Origin of the sequence: Sphingomonas sp. 10B4 (assembly GCF_035019905.1) — a bacterium.
In the GTDB taxonomy this organism is placed as follows: domain Bacteria; phylum Pseudomonadota; class Alphaproteobacteria; order Sphingomonadales; family Sphingomonadaceae; genus Sphingomonas; species Sphingomonas glacialis.
The window spans coordinates 1-20316 of sequence record NZ_JASJVC010000064.1 but is presented as its reverse complement, the minus strand read 5'-3'; the positions used below and the strand labels follow the sequence as shown (position 1 = coordinate 20316).

Annotated in this window: 14 protein-coding genes; 4 read left to right on the top strand and 10 right to left on the bottom strand. The window is 64.9% G+C overall.

The window, feature by feature from the left end:
- Nucleotides 1–23: 23 nt before the first annotated feature.
- The 4 genes from QN347_RS15340 to rpoB all read right to left on the bottom strand — a co-directional run bounded on the left by QN347_RS15340 (nucleotide 24) and on the right by rpoB (nucleotide 11554).
- Nucleotides 24–2609, bottom strand: coding sequence for a TonB-dependent receptor (locus QN347_RS15340; RefSeq protein WP_322160524.1), 2586 nt, complete (start codon nucleotides 2607–2609; stop codon nucleotides 24–26).
- Between the two features lie 219 nt (nucleotides 2610–2828).
- Nucleotides 2829–7121 carry a DNA-directed RNA polymerase subunit beta' gene (gene rpoC, locus QN347_RS15335; protein ID WP_189675499.1) on the bottom strand — a complete coding sequence of 1431 codons (4293 nt, stop codon included), beginning with the start codon at nucleotides 7119–7121 and terminating at the stop codon, nucleotides 2829–2831.
- Between the two features lies 1 nt (nucleotide 7122).
- A complete protein-coding gene (locus QN347_RS15330; protein WP_323494126.1) occupies nucleotides 7123–7362 on the bottom strand; it encodes a hypothetical protein in 240 nt (79 codons plus the stop codon).
- Nucleotides 7363–7372: 10 nt separating this feature from the next.
- Nucleotides 7373–11554, bottom strand: a complete 4182-nt coding sequence (gene rpoB, locus QN347_RS15325; protein WP_133190064.1) for a DNA-directed RNA polymerase subunit beta — start codon at nucleotides 11552–11554, stop codon at nucleotides 7373–7375.
- Here rpoB and QN347_RS15320 point away from each other — a divergent pair.
- Both QN347_RS15320 and QN347_RS15315 read left to right on the top strand, forming a co-directional pair.
- Entirely contained in the window at nucleotides 11548–11748 is a 201-nt protein-coding gene (locus QN347_RS15320) for a hypothetical protein (RefSeq protein ID WP_323494125.1), read from the top strand. The two genes, rpoB and QN347_RS15320, sit on opposite strands and share 7 nt — an antisense overlap.
- Before the next feature lie 125 nt (nucleotides 11749–11873).
- Nucleotides 11874–13106 (top strand): hypothetical protein, encoded by a 1233-nt coding sequence (locus QN347_RS15315; RefSeq protein ID WP_322160520.1) that lies wholly within the window; start codon nucleotides 11874–11876, stop codon nucleotides 13104–13106.
- Nucleotides 13107–13297: 191 nt separating this feature from the next.
- Here QN347_RS15315 and rplL read toward each other — a convergent pair whose 3' ends face one another.
- Entirely contained in the window at nucleotides 13298–13675 is a 378-nt protein-coding gene (gene rplL / locus QN347_RS15310) for a 50S ribosomal protein L7/L12 (protein ID WP_010183774.1), read from the bottom strand.
- A 51-nt stretch (nucleotides 13676–13726) separates the two neighbouring features.
- Nucleotides 13727–14248 (bottom strand): 50S ribosomal protein L10, encoded by a 522-nt coding sequence (gene rplJ / locus QN347_RS15305; RefSeq protein WP_133190062.1) that lies wholly within the window; start codon nucleotides 14246–14248, stop codon nucleotides 13727–13729.
- Between the two features lie 449 nt (nucleotides 14249–14697).
- Here rplJ and QN347_RS15300 point away from each other — a divergent pair, with 449 nt between their 5' ends.
- Nucleotides 14698–15888, top strand: coding sequence for a pyridoxal phosphate-dependent aminotransferase (locus tag QN347_RS15300; protein ID WP_322160516.1), 1191 nt, complete (start codon nucleotides 14698–14700; stop codon nucleotides 15886–15888).
- A gap of 110 nt (nucleotides 15889–15998) precedes the next feature.
- Here the strand turns inward: QN347_RS15300 and QN347_RS15295 are convergent, their stop codons facing one another.
- Nucleotides 15999–16310, bottom strand: coding sequence for a hypothetical protein (locus QN347_RS15295; protein WP_322160514.1), 312 nt, complete (start codon nucleotides 16308–16310; stop codon nucleotides 15999–16001).
- Nucleotides 16311–16485: 175 nt separating this feature from the next.
- Between QN347_RS15295 and QN347_RS15290 the strand changes: the two genes are divergently transcribed.
- Nucleotides 16486–18429 carry an AsmA family protein gene (locus QN347_RS15290; protein ID WP_322160512.1) on the top strand — a complete coding sequence of 648 codons (1944 nt, stop codon included), beginning with the start codon at nucleotides 16486–16488 and terminating at the stop codon, nucleotides 18427–18429.
- A gap of 56 nt (nucleotides 18430–18485) precedes the next feature.
- On the opposite strand, the gene QN347_RS15285 is transcribed toward QN347_RS15290, so the two are convergent.
- The 3 genes from QN347_RS15285 to rplK all read right to left on the bottom strand — a co-directional run bounded on the left by QN347_RS15285 (nucleotide 18486) and on the right by rplK (nucleotide 20086).
- Nucleotides 18486–18692 carry a cold-shock protein gene (locus QN347_RS15285; protein WP_133190054.1) on the bottom strand — a complete coding sequence of 69 codons (207 nt, stop codon included), beginning with the start codon at nucleotides 18690–18692 and terminating at the stop codon, nucleotides 18486–18488.
- Between the two features lie 265 nt (nucleotides 18693–18957).
- Entirely contained in the window at nucleotides 18958–19650 is a 693-nt protein-coding gene (rplA, locus tag QN347_RS15280; RefSeq protein WP_133190052.1) for a 50S ribosomal protein L1, read from the bottom strand.
- 4 nt (nucleotides 19651–19654) lie between these two features.
- On the bottom strand, nucleotides 19655–20086 hold the full coding sequence (gene rplK / locus QN347_RS15275; RefSeq protein WP_133190050.1) for a 50S ribosomal protein L11: 432 nt from the start codon (nucleotides 20084–20086) through the stop codon (nucleotides 19655–19657).
- Between the last annotated feature and the right edge of the window lie 230 nt (nucleotides 20087–20316).

Below are 20316 nucleotides of genomic sequence, written 5' to 3'. Positions count from 1 at the left end.
AGATGTGTATAAGAGACAGGTGCTCAATAGGCGGCCGACACCGTCAGGAACCACTGTCGCGGTGCGATCGGATAGGCCGAGTAGCTGTTGGTCGCCGATCCGATCGACAGCGTCGAGACGCCCGTCTTGTCGAACAGGTTGGTGACGTTGAGCGAGACCTCGAGCTTGCGCAGCGGGGTGGCGCCGTCCGGCACCTTCGCCGCGAGCCGCAGCGAGGTCAGGAAGTAGGACGACACGCTCGCGTCGTTGGTGAAGGTCGCGAAGCGCCGACCGACGTAATCGCCGATCATCTGCACCTCGATCGGCCCCAGATCGAGCGTGGCGACGGTCTTGTTCATCCATTTCGGCGTTCCCGGCAGCTGCTTGCCGCAGGTCGGCACGACGCCCGCCGTGACGAGATAGCCGCCGATGCACGTGCCCGTCGCAGCGCCGATTCCAGTCGCGGTCGAGGTATAGTCGCTCTGATATTTCGACAGATTGTACGACGCCGCATTGTACAGCGAGAAGGCGCGGCCGAAGTGCAGCGTGAAGGCCGCGTCGACGCCGTCGGTGTGAACCGCGCCGACATTGACCAGGATCGAGGTCCCGCCGGTGATGCCGCCGCCGGCGATGCCGCCCGGATTGGTTGAGATCGCGAGCAGGCGATTGTTGAACACGACGTGGTAGTAATTGACCTGCGCTTCCAACCCGCTGAGCACGCCATCGAAGCTGCGATGGCTGCGCACGCCGCCTTCATACGTCCAGCTGCTCTCGGGCTTGCCTTCGCGTGCGAACGCATCGAACGCCGCCTGGCTGCCGGTGAACCACGGCCCGCCACCGCCCGCGAGATACGCCTGATACTGGCGCAAATTCTTCTGGACGTTGAAATAGAGCTGCTCGTTGCGCGTCAGATCATAGGTCGCGCCCGCCGAGGGGAGGAACCAGCGCAGCGTGTTGATCCGGCCTTGCGGAAGGCCGCCGGTGAGGCCCGAGAGCGACCCGAGGACGGGCTGCACGGGGAAGCGACCATCGGCCCATTGCGCGCTGGTCTTGAACCCGGCCTGGAGCAGCAGGCGATCGGTCGCCTGCCAGGTGTCCTGCAGATGCAACTGCAGCTGGTTGATCCGCGCCTCGCCCTGATATTGCGTGAAGAGCGGCTGCGCCACGTCGAGCGGACGGATATAGGGCGTGCTCGAATCGGGGTTGGTGACGCTGACGCCGTACCAGCGGCGCCACTGCGTTGTGCTGTTGCGTTCGAACCAGCCGCCGAATTCGATCGTATGCGCGCCGAGCTTGGCATTGATCGCCGAGATCACGCCGCCGCGATCGATGCGATATTCGGTGGTGCGCGTGACCAGGCCAGACCCGCCGGTCGCCGCGACCAAAGCGGCGCCGGCGGCACTCTGCTGTGCGGTCGTGCGTGCGGTGCAGGCTGCGGGTGCGACGCCGTTGCTGTTCGCGCCGAAGCGGCAGTTGGTCGGCAAGCTCGCATAGCCCGGGTCGAGATAGGGCTGGATCGTCGTGATCGACTGCCCGAGCGGCCCCGCGACGACGCCCGCGCCGTCATTGTGATGGTAATAGCCGGTCGTCGACCAAGTCACGTTCGACGAGAGATGCGCGTCGTAGCGCAGATAGCCGAGGAAATCGGTCCGCTGCGCATCCGAATAATAATTGCGGTAATTGCTGCCGACCGCCGCCGGCGAATTGCCCTGCGCACTGAGATACGACGTCCGATAGGTGGTGAAGTCGGGGTAGAAGAACGGTTTGGTGTACGGCGTGTAGAGCTGCACCGCGGTTGCGGTACCGCCCGCCGACGGCTTGAAGAAGACGGTCGAATCCTCGTTCGGCTGCGTCATGTCGTTATAGTCGAAATAGGCGGTCAGCTTGCCGATGCCGTCGTCGTGGACGAACTTGGCGTTGACCTGATAGCCGCCCTGCTTGCCGTTGAAGTCCCACGCGCGTGCGTCCTGGCGCGCCGCCGAGACATAGGCCGCGTTGCCGTTGCCGAAAGTGCCGCTGTCGATCCGCACGAAGCTGCGCGAGGTCGAATAGCTGCCGACGGTCTGCGCGGCCTGAATGCCGAATGTCTTGAGCGGATCCGACGAATAGGTCTCGACCGTTCCGCCGAGGTTGCTGTTCGAGGCGGTTGCGAGATCGCCTGCGCCGGTCGAGACGATGACGCGGCCAACATTCTCCGAAATCACCGCGCGCTGCGGCGACAGGCCGTTGTAATTGCCATAGCTCTGGTCGCCGAGCGGCAGGCCGTCCATCGTGTAGCCGAGCTGCTGCCCGCTGAACCCGTGGATGAAGATCTGCGCGTTCTGCTCGTTATAGCCCCACGGGTCGGCGGTGATGTAGAGCACGCCCGGCAGCGTCTGGATCGCTTTCAGTGGCGAGATACCCGGCAGGATCTTCTGCATTTCGCTGCCCGGCAGCGCGGTCGCCGAGCGGGTCGCCTTGGCGGTGACGACGATCGCCTCTGCCGCATCATCTTCAGCGGGGGCGGGCGCGGGGTCGGCGATCGGAGCCGCCGGCGCCGGCGGCGCGGTCTCGGCGTGCGCGGCGGTGAGTGGCAGGCCAGCGGCGAGGCTCGCGGCAAGCGCGAAGGTCGAGACGTAGGATTTGATCATGGAAGGCCCCCTGGATGTGCCGCTGCACTTGAGGGCGCCCTACGGGATGGCTGTGACGGTTGGATGGCAGTTTTCCAGCAGTTTCATTGCCGTCGTGCGTCAGAATCGTGACACGGCCTGCCGAAGCCGGGTGACGCGATGCTCCAAACGAAAACCGCCGCCCGGGTTTCCCCGGACGGCGGCTCTCATTGCATCAGGTGGTAACCCGAACCCGGAGGATCACTCCTTGTTCAGATACTCGCCGGCGTCGGCATCGGTGCCGGTGCCGCTCGTCACGACCGCGCCGAGCGCATCGTCACCCGTGCCGCCAGCATCGCGCGTCGAGCGCGCGAGCTCGGCGTCATGCTCTTCCTTCGCCGAGTTCGGCGCGACGATCGAGACTTCGGCCATGCGACGCTGCGAGACGCGCATCGCCGCATCGCGCGACGAGGCGGTGACGCGCAGGCGACCCATGCCCGCACCCGTGCCGGCCGGGATCAGACGACCCACGATCACGTTCTCCTTGAGACCCGTGAGCGTGTCCTTCTTGCCCTGCACCGAAGCCTCGGTGAGCACGCGCGTCGTTTCCTGGAACGATGCCGCCGAGATGAAGCTGCGGGTCTGCAGCGACGCCTTGGTGATGCCGAGCAGGACGGGCTTGCCCTGAGCCGGACGCTCCTTCTTGCCGATCTTGGCGTTCATCTCGTCCATCTCGTCGCGATCGACCTGCTCGCCGGCGAGCAGCGTGGTGTCGCCACCGTCGGTGATCTCGACCTTCTGCAGCATCTGGCGAACGATCGTCTCGATGTGCTTGTCGTTGATCTTCACGCCCTGAAGTCGGTAAACTTCCTGGATTTCCGACACGAGATATTCAGCCAAGGGCTCGATGCCGAGCACTTCGAGAATGTCGTGCGGATCAGGCGATCCGCCGATCAAATTGTCGCCGCGCTTGACGTAATCGCCTTCCTGCACGTCGATGACCTTCGACTTGGGCACCAGATACTCGACGACCTCGCTGCCGTCCTCGGGCTGAATGCCGATCTTGCGCTTGGCCTTATAGTCCTTGCCGAACACGACACGGCCCGAGACCTTTGCGATGATCGCATTTTCCTTCGGCTTGCGCGCTTCGAACAGCTCGGCAACACGCGGCAGACCGCCGGTGATGTCGCGCGTCTTGGCGCTTTCGCGGCTGACACGCGCCAAGACGTCGCCGCCCTGAACCATCGCGCCATCCTCGACCGAGAGCGTTGCGCCCGCGACCAGCATGTACCGGCCCGATTCCTCGGCGCTTTCACCCGTGAGGGTCAGGCGCGGACGAAGATCCTCCTTCTTGCTGGCGATGCCGCGGTTTTCGGTCACGACCCGCTGCGAGATGCCGGTCGCTTCGTCGGCCTGCTCGGTGAGCGTCTTGCCCTCGATCAGATCGACATACTTCACGATGCCGCCATTCTCGGTAATCACCGGCATGGTGAACGGATCCCATTCGGCCAGACGATCGCCCTTCGACACGATGTGACCGTCGTCGAACAGCACGTATGCGCCGTAGGGGAGACGATGCACCGCGCGCTCGCGGCCATCCATGTCCATGATCGCGACTTCGCCCGAGCGCGACAGCACGACGCGACGGCCGCGCTGGTCGGTGATGGTGCGCAGGTCGCGATATTCCATCGTGCCGTCCGAGAGCGCCTCGAGGTTCGACTGCTCGTTGAGCTGTGCCGCACCACCGATGTGGAAGGTACGCATCGTCAGCTGCGTGCCCGGCTCACCGATCGACTGGGCGGCGATGACGCCGACCGCTTCACCGATGTTGACCGGCGTACCGCGGGCGAGATCGCGCCCGTAGCACTTGCCGCAAACGCCGATCTTGGTCTCGCAGACGAGCGGCGAGCGGATCTTGCACGATTGCGTGCCGATCGCCTCGATCTGCAGGATCATCGGCTCGTCGAGCAGCGTGCCCGAGGGGATGACGACCTCGCCGGTCTTGCTGTCGATGATGTCCTCCGCGGTCGTGCGACCGAGGATGCGCTCGCCGAGCGACGCGATCGTCGAGCCGCCCTGGACGATCGCGCGCATTTCCAGCGCGCGGGTCGTGCCGCAGTCGAGCTCCATGATCACGCAGTCCTGCGACACGTCGACCAGACGACGCGTGAGGTAGCCCGAGTTTGCCGTCTTCAACGCCGTATCCGCGAGGCCCTTACGGGCACCGTGGGTCGAGTTGAAGTATTCGAGGACGGTCAGACCTTCCTTGAAGTTCGAGATGATCGGCGTCTCGATGATCTCGCCCGACGGCTTGGCCATCAGGCCGCGCATGCCGGCAAGCTGCTTGATCTGCGCCTGCGAACCACGCGCACCCGAGTGGGCCATCATGTAGATCGAGTTGATCGGCTTCTCGCGACCCTTGTTGGGGCCGTCCTCGTAATGCTTAACCGCCTTGATCTCGTCCATCATGGCGTTCGCCACCTGGTCGCCGCAACGGCTCCATGCGTCGATCACCTTGTTGTACTTCTCCTGCTGCGTGATCAGGCCGTCCTGATATTGCTGCTCGAAGTCCTTCACCAGGCCCTTGGTCTCGTCGACCAATGCGATCTTGGCATCCGGAATGATCATGTCGTCCATGCCGAACGAGATGCCGGCCTTGAACGCGTGCTTGAACCCAAGGCTCATGATCGCGTCGGCGAACAGCACCGTGTCCTTCTGGCCGGTGTGACGATAGACCTCGTCGATCACGTCGCCCACGTCCTTCTTGGTGAGGAGGCGGTTGACGGTATCGAACGGCACCTTCGACGACTGCGGCAGGCACTCGCCGAGCAGCATGCGACCAGGGGTGGTCTCATAGCGCTTGAGGTACTGGTTGCCCTTTTCATCGGTCTGCGGGACGCGGCTGATGATCTTGGTGTGCAAGGTGACCGCACCGGCTTCGAGCGCCTGATGGACTTCCGACATGTCGGAAATCATCATGCCCTGGCCCGGCTCATTCTCCTTGAGCATCGAGAGGTAATACAGACCCAGCACCATGTCCTGCGACGGCACAATGATCGGCTTGCCGTTGGCGGGCGAGAGGATGTTGTTGGTCGACATCATCAGGACGCGCGCTTCGAGCTGTGCTTCCAGCGACAGCGGGACGTGGACCGCCATCTGATCGCCGTCGAAATCGGCGTTGAAGGCCGAGCAGACGAGCGGGTGCAGCTGGATCGCCTTGCCCTCGATCAGCACGGGCTCGAACGCTTGGATGCCGAGACGGTGAAGCGTCGGGGCGCGGTTGAGCATGACCGGATGCTCGCGGATCACCTCGTCGAGGATGTCCCAGACTTCCTTGCGCTCCTTCTCGACCCACTTCTTCGCCTGCTTGAGGGTCATCGAGAGACCCTTGGCATCGAGACGGGCGTAGATGAACGGCTTGAACAGCTCGAGCGCCATCTTCTTGGGCAGGCCGCACTGGTGCAGCTTGAGTTCCGGACCGGTGACGATGACCGAACGACCCGAATAATCGACGCGCTTGCCGAGAAGGTTCTGGCGGAAGCGGCCCTGCTTGCCCTTGAGCATGTCGGACAGCGACTTGAGCGGACGCTTGTTGGCGCCCGTGATCGTGCGACCGCGGCGACCGTTATCGAACAATGCGTCGACGGCCTCCTGCAGCATGCGCTTCTCGTTGCGGACGATGATGTCCGGCGCGCGGAGCTCCATCAGGCGCTTCAAGCGGTTGTTGCGGTTGATCACGCGGCGATACAGATCGTTCAGATCCGACGTCGCGAAGCGGCCACCGTCGAGCGGCACGAGCGGACGCAGCTCGGGCGGGATGACCGGCACGACTTCGAGGATCATCCACTCGGGGCGGTTGCCCGAATCGATGAAGCTCTCGACGACCTTGAGGCGCTTGATGATCTTCTTGGGCTTGAGCTCGGACTTGGTGACCGCGAGCTCCTCAAGGAGCTCCTTGCGCTCGCCCTCGAGATCCAAGTCCTGCAGCATGATGCGCACGGCTTCCGCGCCGATGCCGGCCGAGAAGGCGTCTTCGCCATATTCGTCCTGCGCGTCGAGGAGCTCGTCCTCGGTCATCAGCTGATACTTTTCGAGCGGGGTGATGCCCGGCTCGATCACGATATACGCCTCGAAGTACAGCACGCGCTCGAGCTGCTTGAGCTGCATGTCGAGCAGCAGGCCGATGCGCGACGGCAGCGACTTGAGGAACCAGATGTGCGCGACCGGGGCAGCGAGCTCGATATGGCCCATGCGCTCACGGCGGACCTTCGAGACGGTGACCTCGACGCCGCACTTCTCGCAGACGATGCCCTTATACTTCATGCGCTTGTACTTGCCGCACAGGCACTCGTAATCCTTGATCGGACCGAAGATGCGCGCGCAGAACAGGCCGTCACGCTCGGGCTTGAACGTGCGATAGTTGATGGTCTCGGGCTTCTTGATCTCGCCGAACGACCAGCTGCGGATCTTGTCCGGGCTGGCGATGCCGATCTGGATCTGGTCGAAGGTCTCGGCCTTGACGACCGGGTTCGCGAAATTGGTCAGTTCGTTCATTTTACATTCCCTCTACGGAGGTGAAGCTCTTGTTCTGGCCTGCGGGGGGTCGACCCCATCGTTCCGTAGCCCAGATCATCAATACGACGGCTGCAACGAACCAGCCGACGCCGAGAAGCAGATCTCGGCTAATTTGCCAGCCATGCTGATGGATGGCCCTGTCGATCAGCTGCATCGCGGGGCGGGCCGCAATGCAGAACATGCCCGTGAAGACATACGACAGGACCTTCCATCGCCGCATCATTCAGTCCTCACTCCGCCGCGATCGCGACGCCGTCGGTGTCGAACTGCTCGGTGGTGGTGAGCTCGATGTTCAGACCCAGCGAGCGCATTTCCTTGACGAGCACGTTGAAGCTCTCCGGAATGCCGGCCTCGAACGTGTCGTCACCCTTGACGATCGCCTCATAGACCTTGGTGCGCCCGACCACGTCGTCCGACTTCACCGTGAGCATTTCCTGCAAGGTGTACGCCGCGCCGTAGGCCTGGAGCGCCCAGACCTCCATCTCGCCGAAGCGCTGACCACCGAACTGCGCCTTACCACCCAGCGGCTGCTGCGTGACGAGCGAGTACGGCCCGATCGACCGGGCGTGGATCTTGTCGTCAACCAGATGGTGGAGCTTGAGCATGTAGATGATGCCCACCGTCACGCGCCGATCGAACATGTCGCCGGTGCGACCGTCGAACAGCTCCGACTGACCCGACGAGTGCAGACCCGCCAGTTCGAGCATGTCGGACACATCGGCTTCGCGCGCGCCGTCGAACACGGGGGTGCCCATCGGCACGCCGGTCCGCAGGTTCTGCGCGAGTTCGATGATCTGGCTCGCATCGCGTGCCTCGATGTCCGCGGCGTAATGCTCGCCGTACACTTCGAGCAGCCGTGCCTTGACCGCGTCGGGCATGTCGCCCGCTGCGGGCTCGGGGTTGGCCTCACGCCACTCTTCGAGCTGCGTGTAGATCTGCTGACCGAGGTTACGGGCAGCCCAGCCGAGATGCGTCTCGAAGATCTGACCGACGTTCATGCGCGACGGCACGCCCAGCGGGTTGAGCACGATGTCGACCGGGGTACCGTCGGCGAGGAACGGCATGTCCTCCGCCGGCAGGATCCGCGAGATCACGCCCTTGTTGCCGTGACGGCCGGCCATCTTGTCGCCCGGCTGCAGCTTGCGCTTCACCGCGACGAACACCTTGACCATCTTGAGCACGCCTGGCGGCAGCTCGTCGCCACGCTCGAGCTTGTCGCGACGATCCTGGAACTTGTCCACGATCACCTTGACGGCGTCGTCATACTGCACCTTGACCGCTTCCAGATCGCTCTGGGTCTTGTCGTCGGCGACAGCGAACTTCCACCACTCGTGACGGTCGACCGAGTCGAGCACGTCCTGGTCGATGACCACGCCCTTCTTCGGGCCGTTTTTGGGAACGGCGGTCGCGGTCTGGCCGAGCAGCATTTCCTTGAGGCGCGACCAGGTCGCACGGTTCAGGATGGTGCGCTCGTCGTCCGAGTCCTTCTTCAGGCGCTCGATCTCCTCGCGCTCGATCGCCATCGCGCGCTCGTCCTTGTCGATGCCGTGGCGGTTGAACACCCGGACCTCGACGACGGTACCGGCCACGCCCGGCGGCAGGCGCAGCGACGTATCGCGCACGTCCGACGCCTTTTCACCGAAGATGGCGCGCAGGAGCTTTTCCTCCGGCGTCATCGGGCTTTCGCCCTTCGGCGTGATCTTGCCCGCGAGGATATCGCCCGGCTCGACCTCGGCACCAATGTACACGATGCCCGCTTCGTCGAGGTTGCGAAGCGCTTCCTCGCCGACGTTGGGGATGTCGCGCGTGATGTCTTCCGGCCCGAGCTTGGTGTCGCGCGCCATCACTTCGAACTCTTCGATGTGGATCGACGTGAACACGTCGTCCTTCACGATGCGCTCGGAGATGAGGATCGAATCCTCATAGTTGTAGCCGTTCCACGGCATGAACGCGACGAGCGTGTTCCGGCCGAGCGCGAGCTCGCCGAACTCGGTCGACGGACCGTCGGCGAGCACGTCGCCAGCGGTGACCACATCGCCCACCTTCACCAGCGGACGCTGGTTGATGCAGGTGTTCTGGTTCGAGCGCTGGAACTTCATCAGCGTGTAGATGTCGACGCCCGACTGGCCGGCATCGATCTCGCCGGTTGCGCGAATGACGATACGCGCCGCGTCGACCTGGTCGACCACGCCCGCACGCCGTGCGGAGATGGCAGCACCAGAGTCACGCGCGACGGTCTCTTCCATGCCGGTGCCGACGAACGGCGCCTCGGCCTGGACGAGCGGCACGGCCTGACGCTGCATGTTCGAGCCCATCAGTGCGCGGTTGGCGTCATCGTTTTCCAGGAACGGAATGAGCGATGCGGCGACCGAGACGAGCTGCTTGGGGCTGACGTCCATCAACGTGATGTTGTTCGGGATCGCCATCAGGAATTCGCCAGCCTGACGCGACGAGACCAGTTCCTCGACAAAGCCGTTCGACGAATCGAGCTCGGCATTGGCCTGCGCGATCGTGTGCTTGGCCTCTTCCATCGCCGACAGATAGACGACGTCGTCGGTGACCTTGTGATCCACGACCTTGCGGTATGGCGTCTCGATGAAGCCGTACTTGTTGACGCGGCTGAACGACGCCAGCGAGTTGATCAGACCGATGTTCGGGCCTTCCGGCGTCTCGATCGGGCAGATGCGGCCATAGTGCGTCGGGTGAACGTCGCGGACTTCGAAGCCGGCGCGCTCACGCGTCAGACCACCCGGTCCAAGCGCCGACACGCGGCGCTTGTGGGTGACTTCGGACAGCGGGTTGGTCTGATCCATGAACTGCGACAGCTGCGACGAGCCGAAGAATTCGCGGACCGCGGCAACCGCCGGCTTGGCGTTGATCAGGTCGTTCGGCATCACCGTCGACACGTCGACCGACGACATACGCTCCTTAACGGCGCGCTCCATGCGGAGCAGGCCGACGCGATACTGGTTCTCGAGCAGCTCGCCGACCGAACGGACACGACGGTTACCGAGGTTATCGATATCGTCGATGTCGCCCTTGCCGTCCTTCAGATCGACCAGCGTCTTGATGACCGCGAGGATATCCTCGGTGCGCAGCGTGGTGACCGTGTCCTCGGCGTCGAGGTCGAGGCGCATGTTCAACTTCACACGGCCCACGGCCGACAGATCGTAACGGTCGGGATCGAAGAACAGGCCGCTGAACAGCGACTCTGCGGTCTCGAGCGTCGGCGGCTCGCCGGGGCGCATCACGCGGTAGATGTCCGACAATGCTTGCTCGCGCTCTTCGGCCTTGTCGACCTTGAGCGTGTTGCGGATCCATGCGCCGGTCGCGATGTGATCGATGTCGAGCAGTTCGATCCGGTCGATGCCGGCCTGGTCGAGCAGTTCGAGATTCTCGGCCGAGACTTCGTCGCCGGCTTCGATGTAGATCTGGCCAGTGGTCTCGTTGATGAGGTCATAGGCGCTGTAGCGGCCGAAGATTTCTTCCGTAGGGATCAGCAGGTCGGTGAGACCGTCCTTGGCCGACTTGTTGGCGGCGCGCGGCGAGATCTTCTGGCCGTTGGGGAACACCACTTCGCCGGTCTTGGCATCGATGATGTCGTACATCGGCTTCTGGCCACGCCAGTTCTCGGCCTGGAACGGGATGATCCAGCCACCCTGGCCGCGGACGAAGGTCACGCGGTTGTAGAATTGGTTGAGGATCTCCTCGCCGGTCATGCCGAGCGCATACAGCAGCGCCGTGACGGGCAGCTTGCGCTTGCGATCGATGCGGACGTTGACGATGTCCTTGGCGTCGAACTCGAAATCGAGCCACGAACCGCGATACGGGATCACGCGCGCCGCGAAGAGATACTTGCCTGAGGCGTGCGTCTTGCCGCGGTCATGGTCGAACAGCACGCCCGGCGACCGGTGCATCTGCGAGACGATGACACGCTCGGTGCCGTTGATGATGAAGGTGCCGTTGCCCGTCATCAGGGGCATGTCGCCCATGTAGACGTCCTGCTCCTTGATATCGAGGACCGAGCGCGAATCGGTATCGGCATCGACCTCGAACACGATCAGGCGCAGCGTGACGCGCATCGGGGCTGCATAAGTGATGCCGCGCTGACGGCACTCGTCGGTGTCGAACTTGGGGGGCTCGAGCTCGTAATTGACGAAGTCGAGCTCGGCGGTGCCGGCGAAATCGCGGATCGGGAAGACGCTGCGCAGCGTCTTCTCGAGACCCGAGACATAGCCGATCGACGGATCGGAGCGGAGGAACTGTTCGTAGGATTCGCGCTGAACCTCGATCAGGTTCGGCATCTGCACCACTTCGTGGATGTTGCCGAACACCTTGCGGATCCGGCGCTTTGCCGTGCCGCTCTCGGCGCGCCGCGTGGGCGTGCTACCGTCGATTGCCTTGGTTGCCATGGAGTTTTCTGCCCTCAAGCCTGAAATTCGGCCCGGAATCCACCGGGCGGGCGTGCAAACTGGAAACGACAAAAAGCCGCGTGTTGTCCGCGCAAACGGAAAACAGCAGCTTTCATGCGTCTCGAGAAACCCTAACCATCAATACGATCGATGCACTGCGCGACGGCACATCATTTCCCGACGGTTTTGGTTGAGTGCGCTATATAGGTCGACGGCGCGAGCGTGTCAACGCAGTCGCGTGGCGTCGGGGGGGGGCTGCGGCGAACCGCTCGGCGCAGCAATCCTTGGCAGCCGGGGTTTTATCGCTATGCCCGGCGCTGTGAAACGCTTTGTCTTTGTATCCCTCCTCGTCGCCACCAGCCTGACGGCGTTTGGCAGCCCCGCGCTCGCGCAGAACAGCGTGCCTGCGCAACCCTTGCAGGGGCTCGATTCGTTCAGCTTGCCGTCGAACCGGCCGGCGCCGCGGATCTCGCCGACGCCCGAGCCGACGACCAACCCGCGTCCGGTCGAGACCCAGACCGTCGCGCCGCCCGCCGTGGCGCCGACGGTCCGCACGACCACGACGCCGCGCGCGACCACGACGCCTGCGCGCACCACGCCCACGGCGCGCGCGACGCCAGCGCCCGAGCGAACGCCAGCACCGCGTGCCAGCGCGACGCCAACGCCAATTATTCCGGCGGCTCCGGTCGCTGTGTCAACCGTCGTGCCTTCGCCTGTCGCCACGACAACGCCGACCCCAGCTCCGACGCCGCAGTCGAGCGCGGCAGCGGCGGCAGCGATCGCGCCAGCGGACGGCGCAAGCGCGTGGCTGTGGCCTGCTGTCGGGGGCGGGCTCGCGCTGATCGTCGCGATTGGTCTGGGACTGTGGTGGCGCCGGCGTGGCGCGCAGGACGTCGTGGCCTATGAGGACGAGACCGTGGCCGAACCCGTTGCGCCAGCGGGTGTCGAGCTCGCAGCCGTCGCGCCCCAAGCGGCTCCTCCGGCGGTGCCTGCTACAAGCACGGTTGCGGAGGCTCCTCTCCCAGTCGCGGTCGTGCCCGATGCCGCCCCGGCCGATCGCGCGTCGATTGTGTTCGAGCTGACCCCGAAGCGCGCCGGCACCAATTTGCTGAGCGCCGCGGTCGAATATCTGATCGTGCTGCGCAACGCCGGCGATGTCGCCGCGACGGGGGTTCGGCTCGACATTCGCTTGCTGAGCGCGGGGGCGCAGCAGGATGCGGTGATCGAGGCGCTGTTCGCCGCGCCGATCGCGCAGCCGATCACGACCCCGTTCGATCTGCCGGCTGGCGTCTCTGTCGAACTCGGCGGCATGGCGATGCATCCCAAGGCGACGCTCGAGGTGATGGACGTCGGCGGCAAGGCGCTGTTCGTTCCCGTGCTTACGATCAACGCGCATTATGCGTGGGCGGGCGGCGGCAGCGGCCAGACCGCGCGCTCTTATGTCATCGGCATCGATCGCGGGGCAGGGGGCAAGCTCGCGCCGTTCCGCATCGATAGCGCTGCGCGGATGTACGATACGGTGAGCGCGATCGAATACACCGTGTCAGCTTAGGATTTCCGCTCCCGGGTTCGGGGGGTGCGGTGCGGGTCGGAACGAAAAAAGGGGCGACACCGCGTGGTGTCGCCCCTTTTCTGTGGCAAGCCGTCATGGGCAAAGCCCATGACGTCGGACGCGGCAAGCCGCGCCGGCCGGCTTCGCGGGAGTGCGATTTAGCCGAGGCTAAATCGCACTCCCGCTTCAGCTTACTTGACCTCGACGGTCGCGCCGGCTGCTTCCAGCTGCGCCTTGATCTTGGCGGCTTCGTCCTTCGACACGCCTTCCTTGATCGCCTTCGGAGCCGACTCGACCAGCGTCTTGGCTTCGGTCAGGCCGAGCGCGGTGATCGCACGGACTTCCTTGATGACGTTGATCTTCTTGCCGCCGTCGCCGGTGAGGATGACGTCGAATTCGGTCTGCTCTTCAGCAGCCGGTGCAGCAGCGCCGCCGCCAGCAGCAGGAGCCGCTGCAACAGCAGCAGCGGCCGAGACGCCCCACTTCTCTTCGAGCAGCTTCGAGAGATCAGCTGCTTCGATGACGGTCAGGGCGGAAAGCTGGTCAACCAGCGCGTTCAGGTCTGCCATGTGTATTCTCCAGTAAAATCAGTTCGGGTTTGAAATCTCGAAGGCCTGAAATCAGGCGTCCGCCGTGTCCTTTTCCGCATAGGCGGCAAGCACGCGCGCGAGCTGGGCAGCTGGCGCCTGCGTGATCGTCGCGAGCTTGGTTGCAGGAGCAACCAGGAGGCCCACGATCTTCGCACGCAGTTCATCCAGCGACGGCATCGTCGCGAGGGACTTGACACCTTCTACGTCGAGGACGGTCGCACCCATCGCACCACCAACGATTTCGAACTTGTCGTTCGTCTTCGCGAAGTCGACGGCCACCTTGGCAGCCGCGACGGGGTCGATGGAGGTGGCCAGACCGACCGGCCCGGTGAGCATTTCGCTCAACGAAGCATAGTCGGTGTCGGCCAGTGCGATCTTGGCAAGCTTGTTCTTCGAGACCTTATAGCTCGCCCCTGCGTCACGCATTGCGTTCCGCAGCTTGGTCGACTGAGCCACCGTCATGCCGAGGTTGCGGGTGACGACCACCACGCCGACTTCGGCAAAATTGTGGTTCAGCTCGGCGACGAGCTCGGTCTTTTGAGCGCGATCCATGCCATTCTCCACGTTTGGCCGTGTCGCTTACGCGGCACGACCGGTTACAAACCGGGCGCTGTTGCACCCGGAATTGTCCAGCGATGGGGAATGGGAGCGTCGCCCCGTTTGATGGAGGGCGTCAGACCGGTCGCGGCTGGGCCGAGAGCGGTTGTAATCCTGGTCCCCGTCTCGGCAGGAAATTAAGACCGGGCAAATCCCGATCACCTACTGTCTTGGACGGTCCCGCCGCGCCGAGGCGTGACGGGAGAGCGCGGCCTTTAGCGGATGAGGGGGGAAAGTCAACGCCCGGTTCATCGTCACACCCGCTTTCGCCGGGGTGGCGGACTGCGGTTTTTCTTCGACTGCCTGTAGCTTTTGCATCGAAACTGCGGAACACTCGGCATCAAGGACCGCACGAGTCCATGCAGGACGGAATCGAAAACCGCTTTAAGCAGGGGGCCGATTCAATGACCGAAGCTACCATCACCATCACCACCACCGCAACGCTCGGCGCCGAGGCGCAGGACGACCTGCTCACCCGCGGCTTTGCGCGGCGCGATCTGGCGCGGATCGCCGCGGTGTTCGGCGTCGGCGCGCTGGCCGCGTCGGTCGGGCGACCGGCGTTCGCCTCGGGCGGCGTGCCCGATCCGGCGCCGACCGCCAAGGTCCGCATCGGGGCGAACGAATGCTGGACCGGCCCGCTTGCCCCCGGCCAAAAGGCCGCCGCTGCGATGATCGCGATGGGCAACCGCTATTCGCCGCATGACGAGCGCAGCGATTTCATTAAGGCGGTCATGTCGGTCGAGGGTGTACCGTTCGACCATGTCGCGCCCTGGCCGGGGTCGAGCGATCCGCTCTGCCGCGCGGTCGTCACCTATTGTTCGCCGACCAAGGGCCTCGTCACCGCCGATCCGACCTTCGAACTCGCCGGGCGCACCGCCGCGTGGCTCGGCGCGCCGGTCAAGGCGGTGCCGCTGACTGCCGAGTATACGCACGACGTCGAAGCGATGCTCGCCGCCAACCCCGATGCCGGGCTCTATTACATCTGTACGCCCAACAACCCGACCGGCACGATCACCCCGCTCGCCGATATCGAGTGGTTGATCGCCAACAAGCCGGCGGGATCGATGGTGCTGATCGACGAGGCGTATACGCACTTCGCCGGCGTGCCCGTCGCCTCGTCGCTCGCGGTGAAGCATCCCGACGTGATCGTGATGCGCACCTTCTCCAAGCTGTTCGGCATGGCCGGGCTGCGGATGGGCTATGTCATCACCAATCCGGCCAATCTCACCAAGATGATGCGCTATGACGGCGGGATGCAGTCGGGGGCGTTGCCCGTCACCAGCCTGGCGTGCGCGACCGCCAGCCTCACCGCCGCCCCGCTGATCGCCGCACGCCGCGCCGAGATGCAGAGCGCGCGTGGGCTGACGCTCGATCATCTCAAGGCGCGCGGCGTGAGCGTGTTTCCGACCAACGCCAACATGTTCATGATCGACTGGAAGACGCGGGCTGCCAAGGACATGCAGGCGGCGTTCCGCAAGCAGAGCGTCGAGATCGGGCGGTCGTGGCCGATCTGGCCGACGGTCAGCCGCGTCACCGTCGGTTCGAGCGCCGAGATGAAGGCGTTCTGCACCGCGCTCGACAAGGTTATCGCTTAGTCCGACCGTCTGACCGTCACCCCGGGCTTGTCCCGGGGTCTACCGTGACGCGCGCGCTGGGGTCGGCGTGCGTGCATCCCGCACGGGGCCGGGGTGACGGTTGGGGGGCGTTACGATTCCTGCGGCACGTCGGGCACGATCCGCGTGTACCAGCGCGGATGGCCAGCCGCGTCGCGTTCGATATCGGGGACGCCGTGCGGGTCGTCGCCCGTCTCGACCCAGCCCGCGCCCTGGCAGTGGTTGCAGATCGCGCGCTTGCTGCGGAAGCTGACCAAGTCGATCTCGAGGTTCCACTGGCCGTGCCCCTTGCACACCGGGCACGCCGCATCGAGCGCGCCGTTGCGGGGCTGGAGCGGGATGATGTCGAAGGCGTGCGGGGATTCGGGGCCGGTACATTCGACGATCTGGCTGGCATGCGGCATCGCGGTGGTTTCTCCTTTCCGCAGCCAACGTGCTGCGGCGGTGTCGGCTCCGCCGCTAGCGTGATTTTGCGGCCGCGGGGAGGGTGGTCTGCGCGGCGATTGCGCGCGCCGCAGGCCGGCCGCACGAAATCATGTCGGGCGTGCAACAATCCGGCGGCGTCTGGGTTTCAGACGCGTGACGACACCTTCAGACCCCCTGCCGCCATCCATCCAACCCGCCAAAGGCTGGCACCGCCCAGCGCTCGCGATCGGCGCCGCCCTGGCTGCTGCGATCGGCGTGCTCGTGCTCGCGCTCGGCGCGTTTCCAGTCGGGCTGCTGCGCGGCGTGGTCGAGAACCGCGTGTCCGCCGCGCTCCACACCAAGGTCGCGGTCGGCTCGGTCACGCGCGATGGTGTCTTCTCCTACACGCCGGTCGTCGCGCTGCGCGATGTGCGGATCGCGCAGCCGGCCTGGGCCGGGCAGGGCGATTTCGTCCGCGTGTCGGCGCTGCGCGTGCGCGTGCCGGTGCTGGCGCTCCTAACCGGGCGGTTCCGGCCCGATCGCATCGCCATCGACGGCGCGCGGATCGCGCTGGTCCGCGACGCGAGCGGGCGCGCAAACTGGGAGCCCGACGGCAGCAAGCCGAAGCAAGGCGGAACGAGCCGCCCGAGCCTTTCCGACCTCAGCGTCACCAACACGCAGATCGTGCTGCGCGATGCCAAGCGCCAACTCGTCGTTGCAGGCCCGCTGTCGGTCGATGCGACGCACGGGTTGCGGCTCGCGGCGAAGGGCAGCTTCCGCGAGACCCCCGCGACGCTCGCGCTGAGCGGCGGTCGGATCGCGGGGATCGACCCGACCGCGCCATATCCGTTTGCGGTGAAGCTTTCCTCGTCGGCGCTCGATTTCGCGGCGCAGGGGACCATGCGGGGCGTGCTCGACACGCGCCACTTCAGCGCGACGCTGCGTGCGCAGGCGCCGACGCTCAAGAACCTCGATTATCTGATCGAGGCAGGGCTGTTCGGGACGCAGCCGATCGATCTCAACGGCGCGATCCGCCACGACGCGCGCGACTGGTATATCGACCGGCTTGCCGGCACGATCGGCCGCTCGCGCCTCACTGCGCGTGCGACCGTCCACAAATACGGCATCCGCACCGCGATCGACGCGCGGATCCACGCGTCGCAATTCGATTTCGACGATCTCGCCGACAGCAAGGGGCGCGCCGAAGCCGCAGCGCGGCTCGCGCGGATCGGCCCGCGCGTGATTCCGCCCACGCGGATCGACCTGTCGAAGCTGTGGAAGACCGACGGGACGATCCGCTTCGCGGCCGATCATGTGCTGTCGAAGGGCGGCACGGTGTTCGAAAGCCTGTCGGGCACGCTCAACCTCGACAATCGGATGCTGACCGTCAGCGATGTCGTTGCCACACTCGCGAACGGGCGGATGACGGGCACGGTGCGCGTCGATCATCGCAGCGGCTTGCCCAAGCTCGCGATCGACATGCGGCTCGCCGGGCTGACGCTCGAGCGCCTCGTCGGCAAGCCCGACATGATCGGCGGGCAAGTCCGCGGGCATATCGTGCTCAGCGGGCAGGGCGAGACGGTGCGCGAGGCGCTTGCGCACGGCAGCGGCAAGGCGGCGATCGTCGCGACGCAGGGGCATGTCCAGCGGATGATCGCCGATGTGCTCGGGCAAAGCCTGAGCGGCGCCGTCGCGCATGCGATCAGCGGGCCGAGCGAAACCGTCCCGCTGCAATGCCTGATCGCCGACTTCCGCGGTTCGAACGGTGTGCTCGTGCCGCGCCCGCTCGAAATCGATACGGGCAGTTCGGTCGGGCGCGGGACGGGGCGGATCGTGCTCGACGGCGAACGGATCGCGCTGACGCTTGCGGGCACGACCAAGAGCCGCGCGCTGTTGCGGATCGCCGATCCGATCCAAGTCGGTGGCACGCTGAGCGCGCCGAGCATCTCGGTCGCAGGTGTCGGCGCGAGCGACAAGCCGAGCGCCGGGGGCGTGTTCAAGGTGCTCGGGCGCTCGCTTGGCCAGGCGCTCGGCATCACCAAGATCGATCCGAGCGCGGGCGGGTCGACGCCGCAGCGCTTCGATTGCCAGGCGGCGGTTACGGCGGCGCTGCGCTAGGCACAAAAAAAGGGCGGCCCGGAGAACCGGACCGCCCTTTCTTTTAGCAGACGCGATTAGGCGTGCTGCAGGTTCACAGCCGACATCTTGCCGCGCTTGTCCTGCTCGAGCTCGTACTGGACGCGCTGGTCCTTATCGAGCGTCGCCATGCCGGCGCGCTCGACGGCGGTGATGTGCACGAACGCGTCTTCGCCGCCGCCTTCAGGCGCGATGAAGCCATAGCCCTTGTCTGCGTTGAAAAACTTTACGGTTCCGATGGTCATAACATGATCCTTCTTGTGGGGCCGACGCGAAGAGCCGCGTCAGCGGTTGCCGAAATCAGCAGAGAAAGAAGGAAGATGGTGCCGCAAAGCGCCCTAGACCGTCGATTTGCGAACTGTAGCAACGCTTATATAGGGCAGGTGGCGGGGAATTGCAAATCGCGCTCGAAATCATGCGCGCGCCTCCCTTCAGGGGAGGGGATAAGACAAAGAAAAAGGGCCGGGGTTTCCCCCGGCCCTCGATCTTGTCGCAAAAATCCCGAAAGATTTAAGCGGCCGAAACCTCGGCGACGTCGACCTTGATGCCGGCGCCCATCGTCGAGCTGACGGCGACCTTCTTGACATACTTGCCCTTGGCGCCGGTCGGCTTGGCCTTGACGATCGCGTCGACCAGTGCGTCGAAGTTCGCGCGCAGGTCTTCCGCCGGGAACGACGCCTTGCCGATGCCCGAGTGGATGATACCGGCCTTCTCGACGCGATATTCGATCTGGCCGCCCTTGGCAGCTTCGACCGCAGCGGCGACGTTCATCGTGACCGTGCCGAGCTTCGGGTTCGGCATCAGGCCCTTCGGACCCAGGATCTTGCCGAGACGACCGACGATGCCCATCATGTCCGGGGTCGCGATGCAGCGATCGAAATCGATCGTGCCGCCCTGGACGAGCTCCATCAGGTCTTCCGCACCGACGACGTCGGCGCCAGCCGCACGGGCTTCGTCAGCCTTCGCGCCCTTGGCGAACACGCCAACGCGGACGGTCTTGCCGGTGCCCTTGGGCAGCGTGACGACACCGCGGACCATCTGGTCGGCGTGGCGCGGATCGACGCCGAGGTTGAGCGCGACTTCGATCGTCTCGTCGAACTTCGAGGTCGCACCCGACTTGGCGAGGGCGATCGCTTCGTCGATGCCGTGGAGCTTCTCACGATCGAGCGTGATGGCCTTCTGCTTCTTGCTTACGAATGCCATGAGCTCAGCCCTCCACCACTTCGAGGCCCATCGCGCGGGCGCTGCCTTCGATGATCCGCGTCGCGGCTTCGAGATCGTTGGCGTTGAGATCCTTCATCTTCGCAGTCGCGATATCGGCGAGCTGAGCGCGCGAGATCTTGCCACCCGAAACCTTGCCCGGCTCCTTCGAGCCCGACTTGATGTTGGCAGCCTTCTTGATGAGGTACGATGCCGGCGGCGTCTTGGTCTCGAACGAGAACGAACGGTCGGCATAGACGGTGATCACGGTCGGCAGCGGCGTGCCGACTTCCTGGTCGCCGGTCGATGCGTTGAACGCCTTGCAGAATTCCATGATGTTGACGCCGCGCTGACCCAGCGCAGGGCCGATCGGCGGGGAGGGGTTGGCCTTGCCTGCAGGAACCTGCAGCTTGATATAGCCGGTAATCTTTTTTGCCATGTGGCGGTCTCACTCTCTTTCAAGTTTAGCGGTCCATGCGGCGGGGCCATAGCTCCGCCTCCCGCGATTCCCTGGCATGCTGCCGGGGAAGGCGGCGCGCATAGCCGAAAGCGGTGCCCGAGGCAAATCGGAAGCGCGCGCTCGGGACGCGGCGGCACGACAATTGTACGCCGCCGATGCCGGAAAAGAGGTTGCGTTGTGGTCCGGAAGCGATTCATGTTCCAACATGA

Coding starts and splice junctions, on each gene's coding strand:
- rplK (WP_133190050.1), bottom strand. CDS start 20,086: ATGGCAAAAAAGATTACCGGCTATATCAAGCTGCAGGTTCCTGCAGGC.
- rpoB (WP_133190064.1), bottom strand. CDS start 11,554: ATGGCAACCAAGGCAATCGACGGTAGCACGCCCACGCGGCGCGCCGAG.
- rplJ (WP_133190062.1), bottom strand. CDS start 14,248: ATGGATCGCGCTCAAAAGACCGAGCTCGTCGCCGAGCTGAACCACAAT.
- QN347_RS15285 (WP_133190054.1), bottom strand. CDS start 18,692: ATGACCATCGGAACCGTAAAGTTTTTCAACGCAGACAAGGGCTATGGC.
- QN347_RS15340 (WP_322160524.1), bottom strand. CDS start 2,609: ATGATCAAATCCTACGTCTCGACCTTCGCGCTTGCCGCGAGCCTCGCC.
- QN347_RS15330 (WP_323494126.1), bottom strand. CDS start 7,362: ATGCGGCGATGGAAGGTCCTGTCGTATGTCTTCACGGGCATGTTCTGC.
- rpoC (WP_189675499.1), bottom strand. CDS start 7,121: ATGAACGAACTGACCAATTTCGCGAACCCGGTCGTCAAGGCCGAGACC.
- rplA (WP_133190052.1), bottom strand. CDS start 19,650: ATGGCATTCGTAAGCAAGAAGCAGAAGGCCATCACGCTCGATCGTGAG.
- rplL (WP_010183774.1), bottom strand. CDS start 13,675: ATGGCAGACCTGAACGCGCTGGTTGACCAGCTTTCCGCCCTGACCGTC.
- QN347_RS15300 (WP_322160516.1), top strand. CDS start 14,698: ATGACCGAAGCTACCATCACCATCACCACCACCGCAACGCTCGGCGCC.
- QN347_RS15295 (WP_322160514.1), bottom strand. CDS start 16,310: ATGCCGCATGCCAGCCAGATCGTCGAATGTACCGGCCCCGAATCCCCG.